We start from the raw sequence: 24214 nt of genomic DNA, 5'->3' as shown, positions 1-24214 counted from the left end.
GTTGCTGGAGAGGGGAAAACATGACGAGCAGCGCGTCCGGCCAGCCGGTCTTTCTTGGAATCGATACCGGCGGCACCTATACCGACGCCGTGCTCTGGCGCGAGGGCGGCGGCGTCATCGCCCGGGCCAAGGCACTGACAACACGCCGGGATCTCGCCATCGGCATCGCCGGTGCGGCGCGCGCGGTGATCGCCGAGAGCGGTATCGCCCCGTCGGAAATCGCGCTCGCTTCCTTGTCCACCACCCTCGCCACCAACGCGCTGGTGGAAGGACAGGGCGCGCCCGCCGCGCTCGTCATGATCGGCTTCGAGCCGGCCGACCTGGAACGCGACGGGCTTGCCCGCGCACTGGGTGGCGATCCGGTGGTCTTCTGCCCCGGCGGCCACGACATCCACGCCCGTCCGCGCCCGCTCGATCTGGGGCCGCTGGAAGCGGTGCTGGACGACTGGGCGGCCACCCGCGCCGGCGTGGCGGTGGCGGGCCTCTTCGCGGTGCGCAATTCCGCCCATGAAGAGGCAGCGGCCCGGCTGGTCGCCGAACGCACGGGCCTGCCCGTCACCTGCTCGCATCACCTGACATCCAGGCTCGGCGGTCCCCGCCGTGCGCTCACGACGCTGCTCAATGCCCGCCTCGTGCCGATGATCGGCGCGCTGCTCGATGCCATGGAGCGCTTTCTCGCAGAGGAAGGCATCGCCGCGCCGCTCATGGTGGTGCGCGGCGATGGCGCGCTTGTTTCCGCCGCCTTCGCAAGGCAGCGTCCCATCGAGACCATCCTGTCGGGCCCCGCGGCAAGCCTTGCCGGCGCACGCGCGCTGACGGGGCTGGGCGATGCCTTCGTCTCCGACATCGGCGGCACGACGACCGATGTCGCCGTGCTCGACAAGGGCCTGCCTCGCCTCGATCCGGAAGGCGCCATGGTCGGCGGCTGGCGCACCATGGTCGAGGCCGTGGCCATGCGCACCTTCGGCCTTGGTGGCGATTCCGAAATCACGCTCGCCGACGGGGCGCTGGAAGCAGAACTCGTGCTCGGGCCGCGCAGGCTCATCCCGCTTTCGCTGGCTGAAACCCTCTTTCCGGGCCGCATCGCGCCGATGCTGGAGCGTCAGCTTGCCGCCAGCCGGCCCTCACGCCAGGACGGACGCTTCGCCTGGGCCACCGGGCTTGGCCAAGCCGAAGGCCTGGGCCGGTCCGAGGCGCGGCTTCTCGACCTGCTGACCGCCGAGCCGCAGCCGCTCGATCGCCTGCTGACGGCCCTGCCCATGACCAATGCGCTTGCAAGGCTGGTCGCCGGCGGCCTCGCCCATGTCGCCGGCTTCACCCCGTCCGATGCGGCCCATGCGGCGGGACTGCAGGACAACTGGAACACCGATGCCGCCCGGCTGGGCACCGCGCTTTTCATGCGCAGGAAGGACGGGCGCGGCCGCCCGCTCGCCGCCTCCATCGAGGAGATGGCGAACCGCGTGCTCGCCGCCGTCACCCGGCGATCCGCCGAGGTCATTCTCGAAACGGCACTGGTCGAGGACGGTCTGGACGGCGCGGCCATGATGGCCCATCCGCTGGCCCAGCGTGCACTGGACCGGACGGACGGCTTCGTCCATGCCGCACTGTCGCTGGACCGGCCCGTCATCGGGCTGGGCGCCTCCGCCGGCCTTCATTACGCGAAACTGAGACGTCACACCGGCGCCGAGGTGATTGTGCCGGCCGATGCCGGTGTCGCCAATGCCGTCGGCGCGGTGGCCGGGCAGGTGCGCCTCACCGCCAGCGCGGAAGTGGCCCCGCTCGCCAATGGCCGTTTCCGGGTGATGATCGGCGACCATGTCGCGGATTTCGACACCGAGACCGAAGCCCTCGACCATGCCGGCGAACGGGCTGCCGCAATCGCCGTGGAACTGGCCCTTTCGGCCGGTGCGGCGCAAGCCCAGGCGGTCGTCACGCGCGATATCAGGGCCAGCGAACTGGAGGGCCAGCGCTTCCTCGTCGCCGCGACGGTCAGCGCCACCGCATCGGGCCGTCCGCGCCTGGCCTCCGGCTGACACCCGGCGGCGGGCGAAAAGCATATTTTCCGAAATGGAGAAAGTGCTTTCGACTTTCGCCGATTGACGGAAAAGCCCTGCGCGTGTTCTTGAACGGCGAGCGTGGCGCCCATGCGCCTGACGGACCAATCGAGGAGGCCCCCATGACCGGACGCGTCACCCGCAACGGCTTGCAGATCGACAGGCAATTGCACGACTTCATCGTGGAGAGGGCCATGCCCGGAACCGGTGTCGAGCCGGATGCCTTCTTCGCCGGTTTCGGCGCCGCGGTTGCCGATCTTGCCCCGAAGAACCGCGCGCTTCTCGCAAAACGCGACGCCCTTCAGGCGAAGCTCGACGCCTGGTATCGCGAGAACGGCGCGCCTGCCGACATGGACGCCTACAAGGATTTCCTGCGTGAGATCGGCTACCTGCTGCCCGAGGGCCCGGCCTTCCAGGTCGAGACCTCCAATGTCGATCCCGAGATTGCCTCGGTCGCCGGTCCGCAGCTTGTCGTGCCGATCATGAATGCCCGCTTCGCCCTGAACGCCGCCAATGCCCGCTGGGGTTCGCTTTATGACGCGCTCTACGGCACCGATGCGCTGGGCGACAAGCCGGAGGCCGGCGGCTACGACCCCGAACGCGGCGCCCGTGTCATCGCCTGGGCAAAGGCCTTCCTCGATGACAGCGCGCCGCTGGAAGGGGCAAGCTGGTCCGATGCCACAGGCTTCGCGGTCGAGGACGGCAAGCTGGTCGTGAAGACCGCCGACGGCGCGACCCGGCTGAAGGATGCCGGCCAGTTTGCCGGCCATGTCGGCGACGCGGCCGATCCCTCCGAGATCATCACGGTGCGCAACGGCATGCATGCCCGCGTCGTCATCGACGCCGGCCACCCCATTGGCAGCACCGACCCGGCGCATGTCGCCGACGTGGTGCTGGAATCGGCGCTCACCACCATCATGGACTGCGAGGATTCCGTCGCCGCCGTCGATGCCGAGGACAAGGTGCTGGTCTATTCCAACTGGCTCGGCCTCATGCAGGGCAATCTGGAGGAGACCTTCCAGAAGGGCGGCAAGACGATGACGCGCCGCATGGCTCCGGATGTGTCCTTTACCGCGCCGGATGGTTCTGCGGCCACGCTCAAGGGCCGCTCGCTGATGCTCATCCGCAATGTCGGCCACCTGATGACCAATCCCGCCATCCTGCTGGAGGACGGGTCGGAAATCCCCGAGGGCATCATGGACGCCTTCGTGACCGCGCTGATCGCCCTGCACGACATCGGCCCGGCCGGACGCCGCGCCAATAGCGCCGCCGGCTCCATGTACGTGGTCAAGCCGAAGATGCACGGGCCGGAAGAGGTGGCCTTCGCCGTCGAACTCTTCTCCCGCGTCGAACAGGTCCTCGGCATGGCGCCAGACACCATGAAGATGGGCATCATGGACGAGGAGCGCCGCACGACGGTCAACCTCAAGGAATGCATCCGCGCGGCGAAGTCGCGCGTCGTCTTCATCAACACCGGTTTCCTCGACCGCACCGGCGACGAGATGCACACCTCCATGGAAGCCGGCCCGATGATCCGCAAGGGCGACATGAAGACAGCCGCGTGGATCCAGGCCTATGAGAACTGGAATGTCGACGTCGGGCTGGAGTGCGGGCTGAACGGCCATGCCCAGATCGGCAAGGGCATGTGGGCCATGCCCGACCTCATGCATGCCATGCTGGAACAGAAGATCGGTCATCCGAAGGCCGGCGCCAACACCGCCTGGGTGCCGAGCCCGACCGCCGCCACCCTGCACGCCACCCACTATCACAAGGTCGACGTGGCCGGGGTGCAGGAAGGCCTGAAGAGCCGCGGCCGCGCCAAGCTGGACGACATCCTGTCGGTTCCGGTGGCCGTCCGCCCGAACTGGTCGGAAGAGGACAAGCTGGCCGAATTGCGCAACAATGCCCAGGGCATCCTGGGTTATGTCGTGCGCTGGGTCGACCAGGGCGTCGGCTGTTCCAAGGTGCCAGACATCAACGACGTCGGGCTGATGGAGGACCGCGCCACGCTGCGCATCTCGTCCCAGCATATCGCCAACTGGCTGCATCACGGCGTGGTGACCCGGGAACAGGTGATGGACGTCATGAAGGAAATGGCCGCCGTCGTCGACCGCCAGAATGCCGGCGATCCGGCCTATGTGCCCATGGCGCCGGGCTTTGATGGCATTGCCTTCAAGGCCGCCTGCGATCTCGTCTTCGAAGGGCTGGCCCAGCCCAACGGCTATACCGAGCCGGTGCTGCACCGCCGCAGGCTGGAACTCAAGGCGCAGCGCGCGGCCGGCTGAACCAAAGGCAAGGAGGTGAGACGGCGCGGGGCTCCCGTGCCTCTTCCCCGGCTTTGGCGTGGTTGGGCTCAAAGCCCCGGCCTTCGTCCTCAGAGCATGGTGCGCAGGCTTTCCAGCGTCCGGCGTGTCGTGTCCAGCGCGCTGGCCGAAAAGCGTCCGGCGAGATTGAGCATGAAGCGGCTTTCGCGCATCCGTGCCTGGTCCACGGTCTTGTAGCCCTCGTCGGTGACGGCGGCGAGCCGGGAACGCCTGTGCGCCGGGTTGGCGCCCCATGCGATCAGCCCTTTCGCCTCCAGCCCGTTGCACACCTGCTGCACATGCTGCCGGCTTACACCCTGGGCCCGCGCCAGGTCCGGCACGGTCGCCGCGCCATCGTCGGCCAGCCGCTCCAGCACCGTCAGGTCGGAACGGTTGACGCCCGCCTCCTCGTGCAACCTTTGATAGGCGCCGGCCAGGTCGGCCGGCACGATCCGCAGCAGGGTCAGGAGGGCGGCGAGGTCTTGTTCGCGAGTAGGACGCATGATCCATGCATCCACGATGACAATGGTCTTGTCAAATACAGGACTGCTTGCCTGCCTGCCCCGTTCAGCCGTTCAGCCGTTCACCTTGACCGGCGCGCCGCTCGACATCTCGATGCCGATATAGGGGAGCTTGGCGTTCTTCCATGCGGCGAAACCGCCTTCCATGTGCGCCAGCGGCGAAAGACCGGCCGCCCCCATCTTCTCGCACATCTTGCCCGAGCGCACGCCGGAGCCGCAATGCAGCACGATGCGCTTGCCATCCTGCGTTGGCAGGGACTCGGGCTTGAAGAACGACATGGGCATCAGGAGCGCGCCCTCGATATGCTCCATCATGAATTCCGGCGGTGTGCGCACGTCGATCAGCACGATCTCGCCGGCATCCAGCGCGTCCTTCACCTGCTGCGGCGTCCAGTTTTCCACGTTGCTCATGAAATGCTCCGTTGATGATTCGCTTTGTTGGGAAACCGGCTGCTAGGATACCGCCGTGTCGATCGTGTGACGCTGGCGCCGGTTCCGGACGGGCGAAGACCGGGCGCCCCGGCGCCCGGTCTCCGTTTCGCCGGAGTTCGCCCCCGCGTTCAGGGCTTGATATAGCTGTAGCCCTGCTCCTGCAGTTCCATCAGGCGCACGACGCCGGAAGGAACCACCTTTGCTTCGGCGAGCAGTTCCGGCTTGCTGCCGGACTTGCGTTCCATGGCTGCCATCGTGTTGGCGCAGGCGGAGAAATGCATCGTTCCGTCCGCTTCCATCGACATCGCGGAAATGCGGTCCTTCACCGGGCTGTCGGCCATGAACATGTGCAGGCCCGGACCGTAGGTCACGATTTCCACATCCACGGTTTCACCCTTGCCGGCGTAATAGGCCTGCAGGTTCTTTGCGTTGTTGAGCGCCAGGTTCATCACCGCCGGATCGTTGGCGTTCACCTGGATGGCGACCTTGTGCGCGGCCTCCGCGAGCGCCGCCGACCAGGAACCGAGCGCCAGCGCCGCAGCCAGGCCGAATGTGGCCAATCTTTTCATGTTTCAGTCCTCCCTCTGAAATATAGCTTTTTGCGCATGTGACGATACAGCAAAGCGCGCTGCTGGCAAGCGCCATGACGCTGCCGCTTGCAAGCCTTGGCCAGGGCGCCGGCAGCCGTTCGCGCGCTTGCCGCGCGCCTCGCTTTCGGCTACCGGCTTTTCCATGACGCTGCTTGCCATCGACACTGCCGCCAATCTCTGCGCCGCCTGCCTGGCCGATGCCGCGACGGGTGCGGTCCTGGGCGTCGATGCGCGAGACATCGGCAAGGGTCATGCGGAACAGTTGATGGAGGTGATCGGCACCGCCATGGGCCGTGCCGGAAAGGGCTGGGAGGACCTCACGCGACTGGCCGTCACCGTCGGGCCGGGTTCCTTCACCGGCATTCGCGTCGGTGTTGCGGCGGCGCGCGGGCTGGCATTGGCGCTGGACCTGCCGCTCACGGGCATCACCACGCTGGAGGCACTGGCCGCGCAGACGCGGATACGGCATCCCGGCCTCCCCGTCCTTGCCGCTCTCGATGCGCGCCGCGGCGAGGTCTACGCGCAGGTTTTCGACGCCGATGGCCGGCCGCTGGACGGTCCGCGCGCCATGACCGTCGCGGCGGCAGGGGAAATGGTTGCCGGCGGCATGGCGCTGTGCGGTTCGGCAGCGAGGCTTCTGGCCGAGGCATCGGGTGCGTCCGGCCTCGATTTCGGGCCGGAGGATGCCGCACCGGACATTACCGCGGTCGCCGCGCTTGCTGCCCGGCGCCCGGCGGCGGAGGAAAAGCCGAAACCGCTCTACCTGCGCGGCGCGGATGCCAGGCCGCAGGAGGGTTTCGCCTTGCCTCGGAGGCCCGGCTGACGATGTGGGGATGGCCCGGCTTCTTTGCGAAAAATTTCGTCGTGGTCCCGGCCGGGATCGAGGCCGCGCAGGCCATGGCGCGCCTTCACGAAGAGGATTTCATCCGCCCGTGGACCGACGGGGAATTCCTGCAACTGCTCAAGCAGGACACGGTCTTCGCCTTCGTCGCCTGCCAGGAAGGCAAGGGCAGCGGACAGCCTGCCGGCTTCGTTCTGGCCAGGCTTGCCGCGGGCGAGGCCGAAATCCTGACGATCGCCGTGGCGCGCGCCTTCCGGCGGCGCGGTATCGGGCGCCTGCTCATGGACGCGGTCATGCGCAAGCTGCATGGCGAACGCGCTGAAAGCCTGTTCCTTGAAGTCGACGAGACCAACGCCGCGGCCATCGCGCTTTACCGGCGCTTCGGGTTCCGCAAGGTCGGCGAACGCAAGGCCTACTACGAAGCCGGAAACGGGCGCCGCAACAGTGCCATCGTCATGCGGGTGGATTTCCGGTGAGCGCCTTTCCGGGAGAGGAGGCGGCCACGCCGGCCGTCCTCAGGGGCTTGCGCCTCGCCCTGGCCGTCCTCGTGGCTTTCGGCGTGACGCTCGTCCTGCTGCCGGTCCAGCTTCCCGCAATGGCCTTCAAGTGGCCGGTCGCCCGGCGCATCCCGCAGCTCTGGTACCGGCTTGTCCTGCCCTTCCTCGGCATCCGGGTTTCCGTCCAGGGCACGTTCCTGAAGGCACGGCCGCTGCTCGTCGTCGCCAACCACGTCTCCTGGACCGATATCCTCGTCCTCGGTTCGGCCGCCCCGGTGGCTTTTGTCGCCAAGGCCGACATGCGCCACTGGCCCGTCGTCAAGCACCTGGCACGGCTGGCGCGCACCATCTTCGTGGAGCGTGAGCGCCGCCACAAGTCCGCCCAGCAGGCCGGTGAGATGGCGCTTCGCCTCGCCGGCGGCGATCCGGTCGCCCTCTTTGCGGAAGGCACGACCGGCGACGGCAACTACCTGTTCCCGTTCAAGAGCGCGCTGTTGTCGGCGGCAAGCCGCACCATAGCGGAGACCGGCGTCAACGAGGTCTTCGTGCAGCCCGTGGCGCTGGTCTATGCCCGCCATCACGGCCTTCCGGCCGGCCGCAAGGACCAGGCCGCGCTGTCCTGGATCGGCGACGAGGATCTTGCCCCCCACCTCATGCGCATCGTCGGAGACGGCGGTGTCGACGCCGAGGTGATTGTCGGCGAGGCCATCGCGTTTACCGCCGGGTCCGACCGCAAGGCCGTGACCCGGGAGCTGGAAGCGCGTGTGCGCGCCATGATGGTGGAGCGCCGCCGGTCGGCCGGAATTCCCCTGCAATCGTGATCCGCCTTTATCGGAAAATCCTGTATTTCGCCTGCCTATTGGACTAAGGAAGCCTCATGACGACTGAGACGATCGACAAGCAGGGCGGGATCCCGGCTGCGGGCACCGCCGGTCACGGGCAGAAAAAGGTCTATGTGAAGACCTATGGCTGCCAGATGAATGTCTATGACAGCCAGCGCATGGCCGATGCGCTGGCCGCCGAAGGCTACGCGGAAGCCGCGTCCCCGGAAGAGGCGGACCTCGTCCTGCTCAACACCTGCCATATCCGTGAAAAGGCCGCAGAGAAGGTCTATTCCGAACTGGGCCGTCTGCGCCAGCTGAAGGACGGGCGCAGGGCGCAGGGCGCCGACCTCGTCATCGGCGTCACCGGCTGTGTCGCCCAGGCCGAAGGTGCGGAGATCATGCGCCGTCAGCCCGCCGTCGATCTGGTCGCCGGTCCGCAGACCTATCACCGGCTCCCCGAATTCGTGCGCCAGGCCCGGGCCGGCGTGCGGTCCGTCGAGACCGACTTTCCCGCCGAGGACAAGTTCGAGCACCTGCCCGCCGCCGACCGAAGGCGCGTCCAGGCGCGCGGCGTGACCGCCTTTCTCACGGTCCAGGAAGGCTGCGACAAGTTCTGCACCTTCTGCGTTGTGCCTTATACGCGCGGGGCGGAGATATCACGGCCGGTGGCGCAGATCGTGGCCGAGGCCCGCCAGCTTGCCGAAGCGGGCGTGCGCGAGATCACCCTGCTCGGCCAGAACGTCAATGCCTGGCATGGCGAAGGCCCGGACGGCAGGGAATGGGGCCTCGGGCAACTGCTCTTCGCGCTGGCCGGAATCGACGGGCTGGAGCGGCTGCGCTACACCACCAGCCACCCGCGCGACATGGACGACGCGCTGATCGCCGCCCATCGCGACCTGCCCGCGCTGATGCCCTATCTGCATCTGCCCGTGCAGGCCGGGTCCGACCGCATCCTCAAGGCCATGAACCGCAAGCACACCGGCGACGATTACCGCCGGCTCGTCGACCGCATCCGTGCCGCACGGCCGGACATCGCGCTGTCGGGTGATTTCATCGTCGGCTTTCCCGGCGAGACGGACGCGGATTTCGAGGACACGATGCGCCTGATCCGCGACGTGACCTATGCCCAGGCCTTCTCCTTCAAGTATTCCCCGCGCCCCGGCACGCCCGGCGCCGATCTTCCCGGCCAGGTGCCCGCGCAGGTCAAGGACGAACGGTTGCAGGCGCTCCAGGCACTCCTCTCGGAGCAGCAGGCCGCCTTCGCCGCCTCGCTGGTCGGCCGCACCATGGACGTGCTGGTGGAAAAGCCCGGCCGCCATGATGGCCAGAAGGTCGGCCGCAGCCCCTGGCTCCAGCCGGTGATTCTTGATGAAACCGCCATCGAAATCGGTGACATTGTGAAAGTGCGAATCACGAAGGCCGGCTCCAACAGCCTTTTCGGGTCAAGGGTCGCGGCCAGTTGACGAGGAGAATTCGTTGACCGCTTCAAGCGAACTGAAGCAGATCCCCGCCGGCGCCTCCGACATGGCGCACATTGTCCTGACCTTCGACAACAACCGTCTGGCCTCGGCGCTGTACGGCCAGTTCGACCAGAACCTGGCCCGTATCGAGCAGAAGCTGGGTGTCGACATCCGCTCGAAGGGCAACCAGGTCGCCGTCAAGGGACCGCCGGGTTCGGCCGAACAGGCCCGCCGCACGCTCGACTACCTCTACGGCCTCCTGCAGAAGGGCGCCGAGGTGGAAGCCTCCGATGTCGACGGGGCCATCCGCATGGCCATCGCCGCCGATGACCAGTTGCAACTGCCGACCATGGAGACCGGCGGCAAGCTCGCGGCTGCCCAGATTTCCACGCGCAAGCGGACCATCCACGCCCGCACCCCCAACCAGGATGCCTACATGCGCGCCCTGGACCGTTCCGAACTGGTTTTCGGCATCGGTCCGGCCGGCACCGGCAAGACCTATCTGGCCGTCGCCCACGCCGCCATGCTGCTGGAGCGTGGCCAGGTCGAGCGCGTGATCCTGTCGCGCCCGGCCGTGGAGGCGGGCGAGCGGCTCGGCTTCCTGCCCGGCGACATGAAGGAAAAGGTCGACCCCTATCTGCGCCCGCTCTACGACGCGCTCTATGACATGATGCCCGCCGACAAGGTGGAACGCGCATTGGCCGCCGGCGTCATCGAGATCGCACCGCTGGCCTTCATGCGCGGGCGCACGCTCGCCCATTGCGCGGTGATCCTGGACGAGGCGCAGAACACCACGTCGATGCAGATGAAGATGTTCCTGACGCGCCTGGGCGAGGGTGCGCGCATGATCGTGACCGGCGACCCGAGCCAGATCGACCTGCCGCCCAACGTCAAGTCGGGGCTGGTGGAGGCGCTGCGTGTGCTGACCGGCGTGCCGGGCATCGTTACCGTGCGCTTCAACGAAAAGGACGTGGTGCGCCATCCGCTTGTCGCCGAAATCGTCAAGGCATACGATGCGGACACGGCCGGCCGGACGCCGGTCCGGGCGGCTAGACCACCCGAAGAGGCGGATTGAACGCGCTCATGACGGCTGCACTGCCGGAAATGGACATCATGATCGAGGACGACGGCTGGCTGCCGGAGGAGCAGCTCGCCGCACTGTCGCGCCGTGCCGTCGCGGCCGTGCTCAACCGGCTCGACCGCGATGCCGCAGGCTGCGAACTCAGCCTCGTCTTCACCGGCGACGAGGCCATCCGCGGCCTCAACGGGCAATGGCGCGGCCAGGACAAGGCGACCAATGTCCTGTCCTTTCCGGCCTTCGACCTGGCGCCGGGCGATCCGTTTCCACCGGTCCTCGGCGACATCGTGATTGCCCGTGAGACGGTCGAGCGCGAGGCGGCACTGGACAACAAGCCTTTTGATCACCATCTCACGCATCTGGTGATTCATGGTTTTCTTCATCTTTTGGGATATGATCATCTCGAAGACGAAGACGCCGAAGAAATGGAAGGCCTCGAGACCGCCATCCTGGAGGATCTCGGCATCCCCGATCCCTATGCGGACGGGGAGAGCGGGCCAGCGAAGGAAAGATGAACGACCGACAAGCGGCGGCAGGCGCGCCGAAACCAGCCGAACCTCAACAGGAGCCCCCCAGTCCGGGGCAGGAAGCCGAATCCGCGCGTAACCGGCCATTGCTGCGCCGGATTGCAGAGGCATTTCGCCCGCGCAACACCTCCAGCCTGCGCGAGGACCTGACCGACGCGCTGGCCGGCGAGGACGGCCACATGCACGCCTTCACGCCCGAAGAGCGCGCCATGCTGAACAACATCCTCACCCTGCGCGAATTGCGGGTGGAGGACGTCATGGTGCCGCGCGCCGAGATCGACGCGGTGGATCTGTCCACCACGCTGGGCGAACTTCTCGTGGCGCTGGAAAACTCCGGGCATTCGCGCCTGCCGGTCTATCACGAGACGCTGGACGACCCGCGCGGCATGATCCACATCCGCGACGTGCTGAACCACATCACGCGCTTGGCCCGCGGCAAGCGGCGCGGACGACCGCGCAAGGAGTCCGCCCAGCGTCCGGCGGATCTGGACCTTTCCGTCGTGGAACTGTCGCGCCCTGTTTCAGAACTCTCCGTCATCCGTCCGGTTCTCTTCGTGCCGCCGTCCATGTTCGCCGCCGACCTGATGGCGCGCATGCGCGCCGCGCGCATCCAGATGGCCCTGGTCATCGACGAATATGGCGGGACCGACGGTCTCGTCTCGCTCGAAGACATCGTGGAGATGGTGGTCGGCGACATCGAGGACGAACACGACGACGACGAACCGATGGTGACCCGCACCGAGGACGGCGTCTTCGTCGTCGATGCCCGCGCCGAGATCGACGAGGTCGCGCGCATGATCGGCAGCGGCTTTTCCGCCGGGGAGCACGAGGAAGACGTCGATACGGTCGGTGGCATGATCTTCAACACGCTGGGCCGGGTGCCGGTGCGCGGCGAGGTGGTCCAGGCCATTCCGGGCTTCGAGTTCCATGTGCTGGACGCCGATCCGCGCCGGGTCAAGCGTGTGCGGATCGTGCAGGTGCGCGCCGGTCACGGCCGTCGCAGGCAGCCGCAGAAGGCGCCAGGCGCCGGTGCGCCTCCGCAGCCCGTTGCCGGAGCGCCGGAACCGGCCAATGAACAGTCCGGCGAACCGTCGAGGGAGCCGTCAATCGAGCCCTCCGCAGCGCCTGCGCGCGAGGCCACCGGTTCCTAGGGCCGGCCATGGCCTGCAGGCGGGCGTCCGGTCCGTCGTCCGCGGGCTGGCCGCACGGCTGCGGCCGTGACGATTCAATCTTCGGCCGAAATACTCTAAGTCTGGTTGACCGTGATTCGCGTTTGGATCGCGGCGCAACGACGCGGGAGCTCCATGGAGCGGCTGGCAGGCAGGATCGTCCTCTTGTGGGGCTGGAAGCGGCGTGCCGCGGCATTCGCGGCAGGCGCCCTGGCCGTGCTGTCGCAGCCGCCCTACGATTTCTTCGCGGTCTGTTTCATCGCCTTTCCGGTGCTCGTCTGGCTGCTCGACGGGGCGGCCGGCGATGGTGGCCGCGGTTTCCTGTCACGCGTCCTTCCCTTCTTCGCCACCGGCTGGTGGTTCGGTTTCGGCTACTTCGTCGCCGGGTTGTGGTGGATCGGGCGGGCCCTTCTCGTGGAAGCCGACGCCCATGCCTGGGCCATGCCCTTCGCGGTGCTGGGCCTTCCGACGGTCCTCGCGCTGTTCTTCGGCCTCGCCTGCGCCCTGGCCAGCGCGCTCTGGCGTCACGATCTGGGCCGCATCTTCGCCCTTGCCTTCGGCTTCGGCGTTGCCGAATGGCTCCGCGCGGTCGCCTTTACGGGCTTTCCCTGGAACCCGGTCGGCCAGGCCGCCATGCCGGTTCCGGTTCTCATGCAGAGCGCATCGGTCATCGGCATCCTCGGCGTCAATACGCTTGCCGTCTATGTCTTCGCGGCGCCGGCGCTGCTGGCGGGCCGTGCCTGGCGCGAGACCGGCCTGGTCCTCGCCTTCATACTCGCCATCGTCCATGCCGGTTTCGGCTACTGGCGGTTGAGCCGCCCGGAACCGGCGGACCTGCCGGCCGTCTCCGTTCGCCTGGTCCAGCCGTCCATCGACCAGGCGATGAAATGGAACCCGGAAACGCGCAATGCGATCTTCGAGACCTATCTGGAGATGACCAGGCGCAAGCCGGACGCGGGCGAATCCGCCCCGCAACTCGTCATCTGGCCGGAAACCTCCGTCCCCTGGCTGCTGACCGAACGGCCCGAAGTGCTTTCGGCCATCGCCGGGGCGCTCCAGCCCGGACAGGTGCTGCTTGCCGGTGCCGTCAGGGCCGAGGGTGACGTCGAAAGCCCCTCCGCGCGCTTCTACAATTCCGTCACCGCGATCAATGGCGAAGGTGAGATCATCAGCGCCGCCGACAAGATGCATCTCGTCCCCTTCGGCGAATACCTGCCGCTGTCGGACCTGTTGACTTCGCTGGGCCTGACGCAGTTCGTCAACGCCCCGGGGCAGTTCACGCCGGCGCCGGGCCGCCGCACCCTGGACCTTCCGGGCGGGGTGACCGCCCTGCCGCTCGTTTGCTACGAGATCATCTTTCCGCTTGAAGCCGGAGAGGCGGCCGGCAATGCCCCGAACCTCATCGTCAACGTGACGAATGACGCCTGGTACGGGCGTACCCCCGGCCCGTGGCAGCATTTCCGCCAGGCCCAGATACGCGCGGTGGAACTGGGCCTGCCGCTTCTCAGGGCGGCCAACAACGGCATCAGCGCCTATGTTGACGGGAAGGGCCGCGTCATCGATGCCCTCGCGCTCGATTCGGTGGCCAACCTTGACGTGAAGGTGCCGCTGCGGACTGTTGACGGATCAGGAGGCAATAATTTAGTGAACAGTGCGTTCGCTATTGTGATAACCTTCCTCCTGGCCGCCTTTTTTGCCTTTTTGGCGAGAATCCGGCCGAATTGACACTCTGGCGAAAGCAGGGTCATAGTGCAACCTCCGGCATAGGACGGCTGACCGCGAAATTCATGCATGTGGGGGCATGCGGATCGCCAGGGTCTCTCACCGGGTAACAAACCGAACAAACGGCCGTGGCGCACGGCGAGGACAAAATGGCAGAGAACAAGAAGAAACCGAACCCGATCGACATCCATGTCGGCAGCCGGATCCGGCTGCGCCGGAACATGCTTGGCATGAGCCAGGAGAAGCTGGGCGAAAGCCTGGGCATCACGTTCCAGCAGATCCAGAAATACGAAAAGGGCACCAATCGCGTCGGCGCCAGCCGCCTGCAGGCGATATCGGATGTCCTGCAGGTGCCGGTCGCCTTCTTTTTCGAGGATGCGCCGGGTCAGTCGGGACCCACGGAAGGACTGGCCGAGGACAATTCGACCTCCTATGTCGTCGATTTCCTCAACTCGACGGAAGGCCTCCAGCTCAACCGCGCCTTCGTGAAGATTTCCGATCCCAAGGTGCGCCGCAAGGTCATCGACCTTGTCCGCACCCTCGGCGACGCCGACACCGAATGAGGCACCGTGCCCGGTGCGGGACGATCATTTTTCGCTGAACAATGTTGCGAAGCTGCAACGTCAGGCCGTTTGCGGGTTTTGAAATCCGCAAACGGTTGACGGATATCTGCGCTGTTGGCACAAGGCGTCCGCCCGGCGCGACCGCGATGGTGCGCCGTTTTTCTTGAGGGGATCTCCCATGGCGCGTGCAGACTACATCTTCACAAGTGAATCCGTATCCGAAGGCCATCCCGACAAGGTATGCGACCGCATTTCCGACGAGATTGTCGACCTGGTCTATCGCGAGGCGAAGAAGACCGGGACCGATCCCTGGTCGGTACGCGTGGCCTGCGAGACCCTGGCGACGACCAACCGTGTCGTGATCGCCGGCGAGGTCCGCGTCCCCGATTCGCTCATGAAGAAGGACAAGGACGGAAACATCCTTTTCAACAAGCGCGGCGAACCGGTGATCAACCCCGCAAAGTTCAAGTCCGCGGCGCGCAAGGCCATCCGCTCCATCGGTTATGAACAGGACGATTTTCACTGGAAGACGGCGAAGATCGAGGTGCTCCTGCACAGCCAGTCGGCCCATATCGCGCAAGGCGTCGACAGCGCGGCCGACGAGCAGGGTTCCGAAGGCGCCGGCGACCAGGGCATCATGTTCGGCTATGCCTGCGACGAGACGCCCGAACTCATGCCCGCGCCGATCTATTACGCCCACAAGATCCTCGAACGCCTTGCCGCTGCCCGCCATGCCCATGAGGGTGAGGCCGGCCTGCTCGGCCCGGACGCCAAGAGCCAGGTGACGGTGCGCTACGAGGGCGGCAAGCCGGTCGAGGCGGTTTCGATCGTGGTCTCGACCCAGCACATGGACGCCGGCTGGGATTCCGCCAAGGTCCGCTCCGTCGTCGAGCCCTATGTCCGCGAGGCCCTGGGCGATCTGCGCATCGCCGCGGATTGCAAGTGGTACATCAATCCGACCGGCGCCTTCGTGATCGGCGGCCCGGACGGCGATGCCGGCCTGACCGGGCGCAAGATCATCGTCGACACCTATGGCGGCGCCGCGCCCCATGGCGGCGGCGCGTTCTCCGGCAAGGACACCACCAAGGTGGACCGTTCCGCTGCCTATGCCGCGCGCTATCTCGCCAAGAATGTCGTGGCCGCGGGCCTTGCCGAGCGCTGCACGATCCAGCTTTCCTACGCCATCGGCGTGGCCCGGCCGCTGTCCATCTATGTCAACACCCACGACACCGGCAAGGTCGATGACGCGGTCCTGGAAAAGGCGGTGGCGAAGGTCATGGACCTGACGCCGCGCGGCATCCGCAAGCACCTGGACCTCAACAAGCCGATCTACGCGCGCACGGCCGCCTATGGCCATTTCGGCCGCAAGGCCGGCCGCGACGGATCCTTTTCCTGGGAGAAGACCGATCTCGTCAAGGCGCTCAAGGCCGTCGTGAAGGATCTCTGAACGCAACCGGGGCTCAGGGCATGAACGCCGAGCAACGCAAGACGAGGGCGAGCGAAGCCTTCTTCGGCCGCCGCCACGGCAAGACGCTGCGTCCGCGCCAGGCCGAAAGCATGGACGGCACGCTTGCGCGCCTGCGCCTGGACCTCGCGTCTCCCGCGCCGCAACCGCTTGAAACGCTTTTCCATGTGCCGGTCACCGCCGTGCGCCTTGAGATCGGCTTCGGCGGCGGCGAACACCTGCATAATGAGGCCGGCCGTTTTCCCGAAATCGGCTTCATCGGCGTCGAGCCCTTCGTCAACGGCATGGCAAAGCTCTGCCGCCAGCTTGACGACGAGCCCAGGGGGAACCTGAGGCTCTACGACGATGACGCAACCCGCGTGCTCGACTGGCTGCCGCCGGCATCGCTCTCGGGCATCGACCTTTTCTATCCCGATCCCTGGCCCAAGAAACGCCACTGGAAGCGGCGTTTCGTCAATGCGGCCAACCTCGACCGCTTTGCCCGCGTGCTGAAACCCGGCGGACGCTTCCGCTTCGCCTCCGACATCGACACCTATGTCAACTGGACGCTGATCCTCTGCCGCGCCCATCCGGACTTCCGCTGGCAGGCGCAAGTCGCTTCCGACTGGCACACGCCCTATGAGGGCTGGCCGGGCACCCGCTACGAGGCCAAGGCGATCCGCGAGGGCCGCCGGCCTGCCTATCTGACCTTCATCCGCGCCTGACCGCTTGCCCTGGAGACAGGTCACGCCATCTCTGCCGCATGAAAGGCATCGGCAGGAAACGGCATCTCAAGCGGGACGGTCTTCCGGAAAAGACCTGTGCGGCATGCGGCAGGCCCTTTGCGTGGCGGCGCAAATGGGCGCGCGACTGGGACAATGTCCGCTATTGCTCGGATCGCTGCCGCACCCGGCGCACACCGAAAATGCCGCGCTGCGAAGCGCCGTGATCCGGCTGCTTCGGCAAGCCGGCGCCTTGGCGCTTGCGTTTTGCGCTGAACCGGCCTATATCAACCTCGAATTCTTGGTCGCATGACGGAGAGTGGGTCCCGCCGGTCCCGCTCTTTTTTGTTACCCGGCAGGGGGCAGCCGTCTGCGGCTGGCGCCAGAAGGACAGGGAAACCACTTGGAACCTACGGACGACCGCATCGTCAGGGAAACAGGCATCGACGCGCGCATTGCCGCCATCGTCGAGCCGGTGATCGTCGGCATGGGCTTTCGCCTCGTGCGGGTCCGCCTGTCCGGCCAGAACGGGCTGACGCTGCAGATCATGGCAGAACGTCCCGACGGCACGATGACGGTTGAGGACTGCGAGGAACTGTCGCGCGCCATTTCGCCGGCCCTTGACGTCGAAGACCCTGTCGACGGCGCCTATCACCTCGAAATGTCCTCGCCCGGCATCGACCGCCCCATGGTCCGCAAGTCGGATTTTTCTGATTGGCAGGGTCATCTGGTGAAGCTGGAGACGGCGGTCATGGTGGAAGGCCGCAAGCGCTTCAAGGGCCGCATCGCCGCGGTGCGCGAGGACGGGTTCACGCTGGAGCGCGACCAGGCGAGTTATGGCGACGAGCCGGTGGTGGACATCCCCTTCGATACCATTGCCGATGCAAGGCTCGTCCTCACCGACGACCTGATCCGCGACGCGTTGAAGAAGGACAAGGCGGCGCGCAAGGCCCGCAAGAAGAAGGGCGGCGCGGCGGAGAGGCCGTCCGCCGGCGAAACGGACAACGAGGATTGACGGCGTGAAGTCCCGCGACCAGGCGATGCCGGGCGGGATTTCCTCAAGGGAGACCGAACATGGCCATCAGTGCAAACAGGCTTGAACTCATCCAGATCGCCGATGCGGTGGCGCGCGAAAAGTCGATCGACAAGGGCATCGTCATCCAGGCCATGGCGGACGCCATCGGCAAGGCGGCGCGCTCGCGCTACGGCCAGGAGACCAATATCCGCGTCGACATCAACCCGAACACCGGCGAGATGAAGCTGCAGCGCATCATGGACGTGGTCGAGGCGGTCGAGGACTTCTCCACCGAGATCTCGCTGGAGGAGGCGCGCTCGCGCAACCCCGCCGCCGAGATCGGCGACCAGATCGCCGAACAGCTTCCGCCGCTCGATTTCGGCCGCATCGCCGCCCAGTCGGCCAAGCAGGTCATCGTCCAGAAGGTGCGCGAGGCCGAGCGCGACCGGCAGTATGACGAGTACAAGAACCGCATTGGCGAGATCGTCAACGGCACCGTCAAGCGTGTCGAATACGGCAACGTGATCGTTGATCTCGGCCGCGGCGAGGCGATCATCCGCCGCGACGAACTGATCCCGCGCGAGATCTTCAAGTATGGCGACCGCGTGCGCGCCTATATCCATGACGTGCGCCGCGAGCCGCGCGGTCCGCAGATCTTCCTGTCACGCAGCCATCCGCAGTTTATGGCCAAGCTGTTCCAGATGGAAGTGCCGGAGATCTATGACGGCATCATCGAGATCAAGTCGGTCGCCCGCGATCCCGGTTCGCGCGCCAAGATCGCCGTCGTCAGCCGCGATTCCTCCATCGATCCGGTCGGCGCCTGCGTCGGCATGCGCGGCAGCCGCGTCCAGGCCGTGGTGGGCGAACTCCAGGGCGAGAAGATCGACATCATCCCGTGGTCGCCGGATGCCGCCTCGTTCATCGTCAACGCGCTGCAGCCGGCCGAAGTGGCCAAGGTCGTCCTCGACGAGGACGCCGAGCGCATCGAGGTGGTGGTGCCCGACGAGCAGCTGAGCCTGGCCATCGGCCGGCGCGGCCAGAACGTGCGCCTCGCCTCGCAGCTGACCGGCTGGGACATCGACATCCTGACCGAGGAAGAGGAATCGGCACGCCGCCAGAAGGAATTCGTCGAGCGGTCCAACCTGTTCATGGATGCGCTGAACGTGGACGAGATGGTCGGCCAGGTGCTCGCCTCGGAGGGCTTCACCTCCGTCGAGGAAGTTGCCTATGTCGATCTCGACGAGATTTCCTCCATCGACGGCTTCGACGAGGATACCGCGCAGGAAATCCAGAACCGCGCACGCGACTTCCTGGAGGCCATCGAGGCGGAACTTGACGAGAAGCGCCGCGCGCTGGGCGTCGAGGACGAATTGCGCCAGGTGCCGGGCATGACCACCGCGATGATGGCGGCCTGTGGCGAGGATGGCGTCAAGACGATCGAGGACTTCGCCGGCTATGCCGCCGACGACCTGGTCGGCTGGCGCGAGCGAAAGGATGGCGAGACGATCATCCACGACGGCGTCTTCACGCCATTCGGGACGACCCATGCCGAGGCGGAGGAGATGGTCATGGCCGCCCGCGTCATGGCTGGCTGGGTTTCCGAGGCAGATCTCGCCGGCGACGCGCAGGAGGAAGACCTGGTGGAAGATGCCGAGGCTGGCGAAACGCAGCCGGAGGCCCGGGCCTGATGGCCCGGATCGCGGCGGCAAGCTGGGCAAGGAGCGCTGATTGGAGACAATGGCCGAACGGACCTGCATTGTCACGCGCCAGGCGGGCGACCCGGATCGGCTGATCCGTTTCGTCGCCGGGCCGGATTCGTCCGTCGTGCCCGATCTCAAGCGAAACCTGCCGGGCCGCGGCTGCTGGGTGACGGCCAGTCGCGCCCATGTCGACGAGGCGGTTCGCAAGAAGCTGTTCCGCCGCGCCTTGAAGGCGGAGGTTCACGCCGACCCCGGCCTGGGTGCCCTCGTGGACCAATTGCTGGTAAAATCCGCGCTCGGGGCCATATTGATGGCAAGGAAGGCCGGACAGTTCGTGACCGGCGCCGCCAAGTGCGACGCCGCGGTGCGTTCCGGCCAGGCAGTTGCCGTTCTTCACGCCCATGAAGCCGCGCCCGACGGGGTCCGCAAGCTCGATCAGGCGCGCCGGGCGGTTGAATATATGGATGGTCCGGTTATACCGGCCTTCAAACTCTTTCCCGAGGCCGAATTGGGTTTGGCAATCGGGGGCGCAAATGTGATACATGCAGCCGTGCTCGACGGACAGGCCGGGCGGGCGGCGGTCAGACGCATTGTTGCGTTGCAGGAATACCGGGAAGGTCCCGGCAACGAGACGGATGCGGCACAAGCCGCGAAGGATGATAGATGAGCGATAGCAAATCGGGCGACGACAAGACCCTCCACGTAGCCTCCAAGAAGACCCTCACGCTCAAGCGTGGCGGCAACGAGCAGGGCGTGGTGCGGCAGAACTTCAGCCACGGGCGTACCAAGGCGGTCGTCGTCGAGACGAAGAAGCGCAAGTTTACCCGGCCGGACGAGAAGCCGGCCGCAGAAACCGCCAGGCCGGCTGCCGCCGCCGCCGCGCCGCAGGCGCCCGCGCGGCCCAAGCCCGCGCCGCGCCCGGTCCAGGCGCCGTCCGGAGCCTCTGGCCTGTCGAGTGGCGAGATGGATGCCCGCCGCCGCGCGCTCGAGGAAGCCAAGGCCCGCGAGGCGGAGGATCGCATTCGCGCCGAGGAAGAGGCACGCCGCCTCGCCGAGGAGGACGAGCGCCGCGCCCGCGAGCGCGCCGAGCGCGAGCGCCAGGAGGCCGAGGAGGCAGCGCGCCAGCGCGCCGAGGCGGAAGCCCAGGCCATGTCCGAGGAAAAGCAGCGCAAGCGCGACGTCGAGCCCGCCAAGGCGGCCAAGCCGGTTCCCGGGGTTGTCGAAGAGGATGACGCGGAGGAGAAGGCGCGCGGTGCCAAGCGTGGCGCGCCGGCCAAGCCCGAGGCCGCCCCGCGTGCCCCGGCCCGCCCGCGCAGCGACGAGGGCCGCCGTTCCGGCAAGCTGACGCTCAACCGCGCGCTCAACGACGATGGCGAGGGCCGTGGCCGTTCGCTGTCCTCGATGCGCCGCCGCCAGGAGAAGTTCAAGCGCTCCATGCAGCAGGAGCCGCGCGAGAAGATCGTGCGCGAGGTCATCCTCCCGGAGACGATCTCCGTGCAGGAACTGGCCAACCGCATGGCCGAGCGCGCCGTCGATGTCGTCAAGTACATGATGAAGCAGGGCCAGATGATCAAGCCCGGCGACATCATCGACGCCGACACGGCCGAACTGATTGCCAACGACTTCGGCCACACCGTCAAGCGCGTGTCGGAATCCGATGTCGAGGACGCCATCCTCAATGTCGAGGACAAGGCCGAGGACCTGAAGGGGCGTCCGCCGGTCGTCACCATCATGGGTCACGTCGACCACGGCAAGACCTCGCTGCTCGATGCCATCCGCAACGCCAATGTCGTGTCCGGCGAGGCTGGCGGCATAACCCAGCACATCGGCGCCTACCAGGTGGAGAAGAACGGGCAGAAGATCACCTTCATCGACACGCCCGGCCACGCGGCCTTCACCGCCATGCGCGCCCGCGGCGCCAACATCACCGATATCGCCATCCTCGTGGTGGCAGCCGATGACAGCGTGATGCCGCAGACGATCGAATCCATCAATCACGCCAAGGCCGCCGGCGTGCCGATGATCGTGGCGATCAACAAGATCGACAAGCCGGCCGCCGATCCGCAAAAGGTCCGCACGCAGCTGCTGCAGCACGAGGTCTTCGTCGAAAGCATGGGTGGCGAGACCATGGACGTCGAGGTCTCCGCGCTGAAGGGCACGAATCTCGACGGTCTTCTGGAAGCCATCCTGCTGCAGGCCGAAGTGCTGGAGCTGAAGGCCAATCCGGACCGCCCGGCGGAAGGCGCCGTTGTCGAAGCCAAGCTTGACAAGGGCCGCGGGCCCGTGGCCACGGTCCTGGTTCAGGCCGGCACGCTGCGCACCGGCGACATTCTCGTCGCCGGCAACGAGTGGGGCCGCGTGCGCGCCCTGGTCAACGACCGTGGCGACCAGCTCAAGGAAGCCGGTCCGGCCATGCCGGTCGAGATCCTCGGCCTGCAGGGCACGCCGCAGGCCGGCGACACATTCCACGTGGTCGAGAACGAGGCCAAGGCACGCGAGATCTCGGAATACCGCCAGCGCAAGGCCCGCGAGATGGCCGTGGCCCGCCAGGCCGGTTCGCGCGGGTCACTGGAACAGATGATGGCGCAGGCCAGGGCCTCCGACACCGCCGAGTTCCCGCTGCTCATCAAGGGCGACGTGCAGGGCTCAGTCGAGGCCATCGCCGCCGCGCTGGACAAGCTCGGCACCGAGGAAGTGCGCGCGCGCATCATCCATTCCGGCGCCGGTGCGATCACCGAGTCCGATGTCTCGCTGGCCGAGGCCTCGAATGCGGCCATCATCGGCTTCAACGTCCGCGCCAACAAGCAGGCGCGCGAGGCCGCCGAGCAGGCCGGCATCGAGATCCGCTACTACAACATCATCTACAACCTCGTGGATGACGTGAAGGCGGCCATGTCGGGCCTGCTCTCGCCGGAGCGCCGCGAGACCTTCCTCGGCTATGCCGAGATCCTGGAGGTCTTCAACATCACCAAGGTCGGCAAGGTGGCTGGCTGCCGCGTGACCGAAGGCAAGGTGGAGCGTGGCGTCGGCGTACGCCTGCTGCGCGACAACGTCGTCATCCACGAAGGCAAGCTCAAGACGCTCAAGCGCTTCAAGGACGAGGTTTCCGAGGTCAATGCCGGCCAGGAATGCGGCATGGCCTTCGAGAACTACGACGACATCCGCCAGGGCGACGTCATCGAGTGCTTCCGCGTGGAGCAGGTGGCCCGCACGCTGTAACGGCGGGTTGGAAAAGACGCGCCGGACCGGCATCATTCCGGTCCGGCGTTTTTTGACGCATGGGCCGTGGTTCCATTCCGCGCCCGTGAATCAGGGACAGGACCATGTCACGACCAGAAAGTTCCAGGGGCCCGTCGCAGCGCCAGCTGCGGGTGGGCGAGCAGGTGCGCCACGCGCTGGCCGATGTGCTTCAGCGCGGCGAGGTGCGCGATCCGCTGCTTGAGACGACGGTGATCTCCGTCAACGAGGTGCGCATGTCGCCGGACCTTAAGATCGCCACCGCCTATGTCACGCCGCTCGGCCTCGACGATGGCCAGCCGGTGATCAAGGCGCTGGCGGCGAATGCGAAGTTCATCCGCGGCCGGGTATCGGGCGCGCTCCGGCAGATGAAATACATGCCGGAGTTCCGCTTCCGCCTCGACACGTCCTTCGACAATTTCCGCAAGATCGACGAACTGCTCCATTCGCCGGAAGTGGCGCGCGACCTCCATCACGACGACGAAGACAAAGAAGAATAGACATGGCGCGCCAACGCAAGAAGAAGGGCCGCGACGTTTCCGGCTGGATCATCCTCGACAAGCCGGCCGGAATGGGCTCCACCCAGGCCGTCTCGAAGGTGAAGTGGCTGTTCAACGCGCAGAAGGCCGGCCATGCCGGGACGCTCGATCCGCTGGCCTCGGGCATGCTGCCCATCGCGCTGGGCGATGCCACCAAGACGGTGCCCTATGTCATGGACGGCGAGAAGATCTACACCTTCACCGTCGCCTGGGGCGAGGAACGCGCCACCGATGATCTGGAAGGCGGGGTGACGGCCACGTCTGACAAACGCCCCGCGCGTGCCGACGTCGAGGCCATCCTGCCCGGTTATCTCGGCATCGTCATGCAGGTTCCGCCGCAATTCTCCGCCATCAAGATCGATGGCGAACGCGCCTACGACATTGCGCGCGACGGCGAGGATGTCGACATACCAGCCCGCGAGGTGGAGATTTTCTCCATCGACATCACCGCCATGGACGACAACACGACGACCTTCGAGGTCGCCTGCGGCAAGGGCACCTATGTTCGCAGCCTGGCTCGCGACATGGGCCGGCAGTTGGGCTGCTACGGCCATGTCGCCGTTCTGCGCCGGGAAGAGGTCGCCCCCTTCACAGCGGACGATCTCGTTACCGTGGAGACCCTGGAGGCCGCCCGCGAAAAGGGCGATGCGCTGGATGGCGAAGCCTCCGCGAAGGAACGCTTCGCGGCGCTGGATGCGCTGCTCATAGACACGCAGGCAGCGCTCGAAGACCTGCCGCACATGGCGCTGACCGACGACGCGGCCAACCGGGTCCGTCTCGGCAATCCCGTCATCCTGCGCGGCCGCGACGCCCCGGTGGAAGCCGAGGAGGCCTATGTCACCGCGCGCGGCCGCCTCGTCGCCATCGGCGCCGTCTCCGCCGGGCAGTTCCATCCGCGCCGCGTCTTCACCTGACGCTGCGGCGGCGCTTGCGGTCGGGTTTTCCTCTGGAAAATCCGTCTCCGGCCTGCAAGAGT

The 24214-nt window shown here is 66.7% G+C and carries 22 protein-coding genes and 1 pseudogene; 20 read left to right on the top strand and 3 right to left on the bottom strand.

Going from position 1 to position 24214, the window contains the following annotated elements; genetic code table 11:
- Positions 1 to 20 precede the first annotated feature (20 nt).
- Positions 21 to 2033 (top strand): hydantoinase/oxoprolinase N-terminal domain-containing protein, encoded by a 2013-nt coding sequence (locus ACLB6G_RS00555; protein WP_410354160.1) that lies wholly within the window; start codon positions 21 to 23, stop codon positions 2031 to 2033.
- 143 nt (positions 2034 to 2176) lie between these two features.
- Complete coding sequence (locus ACLB6G_RS00550; RefSeq protein ID WP_410354159.1) at positions 2177 to 4339, top strand: malate synthase G; 2163 nt, start codon at positions 2177 to 2179, stop codon at positions 4337 to 4339.
- Positions 4340 to 4428: 89 nt separating this feature from the next.
- On the opposite strand, the gene ACLB6G_RS00545 is transcribed toward ACLB6G_RS00550, so the two are convergent.
- The 3 genes from ACLB6G_RS00545 to ACLB6G_RS00535 all read right to left on the bottom strand — a co-directional run bounded on the left by ACLB6G_RS00545 (position 4429) and on the right by ACLB6G_RS00535 (position 5879).
- Complete coding sequence (locus ACLB6G_RS00545) at positions 4429 to 4860, bottom strand: MarR family winged helix-turn-helix transcriptional regulator (protein WP_410354158.1); 432 nt, start codon at positions 4858 to 4860, stop codon at positions 4429 to 4431.
- 72 nt (positions 4861 to 4932) lie between these two features.
- Complete coding sequence (locus ACLB6G_RS00540; RefSeq protein WP_410354157.1) at positions 4933 to 5289, bottom strand: rhodanese-like domain-containing protein; 357 nt, start codon at positions 5287 to 5289, stop codon at positions 4933 to 4935.
- A gap of 149 nt (positions 5290 to 5438) precedes the next feature.
- Complete coding sequence (locus tag ACLB6G_RS00535; protein WP_410354156.1) at positions 5439 to 5879, bottom strand: DsrE family protein; 441 nt, start codon at positions 5877 to 5879, stop codon at positions 5439 to 5441.
- Positions 5880 to 6042: 163 nt separating this feature from the next.
- Here ACLB6G_RS00535 and tsaB point away from each other — a divergent pair, with 163 nt between their 5' ends.
- The 18 genes and pseudogenes from tsaB (at position 6043) to truB (ending at position 24152) form a co-directional block, all read left to right on the top strand.
- Positions 6043 to 6723: a tRNA (adenosine(37)-N6)-threonylcarbamoyltransferase complex dimerization subunit type 1 TsaB gene (gene tsaB / locus ACLB6G_RS00530; protein WP_410354154.1), complete on the top strand. Its 681-nt coding sequence runs from the start codon at positions 6043 to 6045 to the stop codon at positions 6721 to 6723.
- Positions 6724 to 6725: 2 nt separating this feature from the next.
- Positions 6726 to 7217, top strand: coding sequence for a ribosomal protein S18-alanine N-acetyltransferase (gene rimI / locus ACLB6G_RS00525; RefSeq protein WP_410354153.1), 492 nt, complete (start codon positions 6726 to 6728; stop codon positions 7215 to 7217).
- Entirely contained in the window at positions 7214 to 8059 is an 846-nt protein-coding gene (olsA, locus tag ACLB6G_RS00520; RefSeq protein WP_410354152.1) for a lyso-ornithine lipid O-acyltransferase, read from the top strand. Before rimI ends, olsA begins: the two co-directional genes overlap by 4 nt.
- Positions 8060 to 8115: 56 nt before the next feature.
- Positions 8116 to 9525 carry a tRNA (N6-isopentenyl adenosine(37)-C2)-methylthiotransferase MiaB gene (miaB, locus tag ACLB6G_RS00515; RefSeq protein ID WP_410354151.1) on the top strand — a complete coding sequence of 470 codons (1410 nt, stop codon included), beginning with the start codon at positions 8116 to 8118 and terminating at the stop codon, positions 9523 to 9525.
- Positions 9526 to 9586: 61 nt separating this feature from the next.
- A complete protein-coding gene (locus ACLB6G_RS00510) occupies positions 9587 to 10597 on the top strand; it encodes a PhoH family protein (protein ID WP_410355133.1) in 1011 nt (336 codons plus the stop codon).
- An 8-nt stretch (positions 10598 to 10605) separates the two neighbouring features.
- Positions 10606 to 11115 carry an rRNA maturation RNase YbeY gene (ybeY, locus tag ACLB6G_RS00505; RefSeq protein ID WP_410354150.1) on the top strand — a complete coding sequence of 170 codons (510 nt, stop codon included), beginning with the start codon at positions 10606 to 10608 and terminating at the stop codon, positions 11113 to 11115.
- Positions 11112 to 12197, top strand: a pseudogene (locus tag ACLB6G_RS00500) (hemolysin family protein); the annotation flags it as partial. The gene ybeY and the pseudogene ACLB6G_RS00500, both read left to right, overlap by 4 nt.
- A gap of 234 nt (positions 12198 to 12431) precedes the next feature.
- Positions 12432 to 14021: an apolipoprotein N-acyltransferase gene (gene lnt, locus ACLB6G_RS00495; RefSeq protein ID WP_410354149.1), complete on the top strand. Its 1590-nt coding sequence runs from the start codon at positions 12432 to 12434 to the stop codon at positions 14019 to 14021.
- A 146-nt stretch (positions 14022 to 14167) separates the two neighbouring features.
- On the top strand, positions 14168 to 14581 hold the full coding sequence (locus ACLB6G_RS00490; RefSeq protein ID WP_410354148.1) for a helix-turn-helix domain-containing protein: 414 nt from the start codon (positions 14168 to 14170) through the stop codon (positions 14579 to 14581).
- Positions 14582 to 14759: 178 nt separating this feature from the next.
- Positions 14760 to 16028 (top strand): methionine adenosyltransferase, encoded by a 1269-nt coding sequence (gene metK, locus ACLB6G_RS00485; RefSeq protein WP_410354147.1) that lies wholly within the window; start codon positions 14760 to 14762, stop codon positions 16026 to 16028.
- A gap of 20 nt (positions 16029 to 16048) precedes the next feature.
- Complete coding sequence (gene trmB, locus ACLB6G_RS00480) at positions 16049 to 16750, top strand: tRNA (guanine(46)-N(7))-methyltransferase TrmB (RefSeq protein ID WP_410354146.1); 702 nt, start codon at positions 16049 to 16051, stop codon at positions 16748 to 16750.
- Positions 16751 to 16788: 38 nt separating this feature from the next.
- Complete coding sequence (locus ACLB6G_RS00475; RefSeq protein ID WP_410354145.1) at positions 16789 to 16974, top strand: DUF2256 domain-containing protein; 186 nt, start codon at positions 16789 to 16791, stop codon at positions 16972 to 16974.
- 176 nt (positions 16975 to 17150) lie between these two features.
- Positions 17151 to 17762 (top strand): ribosome maturation factor RimP, encoded by a 612-nt coding sequence (gene rimP, locus ACLB6G_RS00470; protein ID WP_410354144.1) that lies wholly within the window; start codon positions 17151 to 17153, stop codon positions 17760 to 17762.
- A 59-nt stretch (positions 17763 to 17821) separates the two neighbouring features.
- Positions 17822 to 19450 carry a transcription termination factor NusA gene (nusA, locus tag ACLB6G_RS00465; RefSeq protein WP_410354143.1) on the top strand — a complete coding sequence of 543 codons (1629 nt, stop codon included), beginning with the start codon at positions 17822 to 17824 and terminating at the stop codon, positions 19448 to 19450.
- Positions 19451 to 19499: 49 nt separating this feature from the next.
- On the top strand, positions 19500 to 20129 hold the full coding sequence (locus ACLB6G_RS00460) for an RNA-binding protein (protein ID WP_410354142.1): 630 nt from the start codon (positions 19500 to 19502) through the stop codon (positions 20127 to 20129).
- Positions 20126 to 22681, top strand: coding sequence for a translation initiation factor IF-2 (gene infB / locus ACLB6G_RS00455; protein ID WP_410354141.1), 2556 nt, complete (start codon positions 20126 to 20128; stop codon positions 22679 to 22681). Before ACLB6G_RS00460 ends, infB begins: the two co-directional genes overlap by 4 nt.
- A 104-nt stretch (positions 22682 to 22785) precedes the next feature.
- Positions 22786 to 23199, top strand: coding sequence for a 30S ribosome-binding factor RbfA (gene rbfA / locus ACLB6G_RS00450; RefSeq protein WP_410354140.1), 414 nt, complete (start codon positions 22786 to 22788; stop codon positions 23197 to 23199).
- 2 nt (positions 23200 to 23201) lie between these two features.
- Complete coding sequence (truB, locus tag ACLB6G_RS00445) at positions 23202 to 24152, top strand: tRNA pseudouridine(55) synthase TruB (protein ID WP_410354139.1); 951 nt, start codon at positions 23202 to 23204, stop codon at positions 24150 to 24152.
- Positions 24153 to 24214 lie beyond the last annotated feature (62 nt).

It is taken from the genome of Zhengella sedimenti, from assembly GCF_046506625.1.
GTDB lineage: Bacteria > Pseudomonadota > Alphaproteobacteria > Rhizobiales > Rhizobiaceae > Zhengella > Zhengella sedimenti.
The sequence above is the reverse complement of the archived record's forward strand: the minus strand, read 5'-3'. Positions and strand labels throughout refer to the sequence as shown.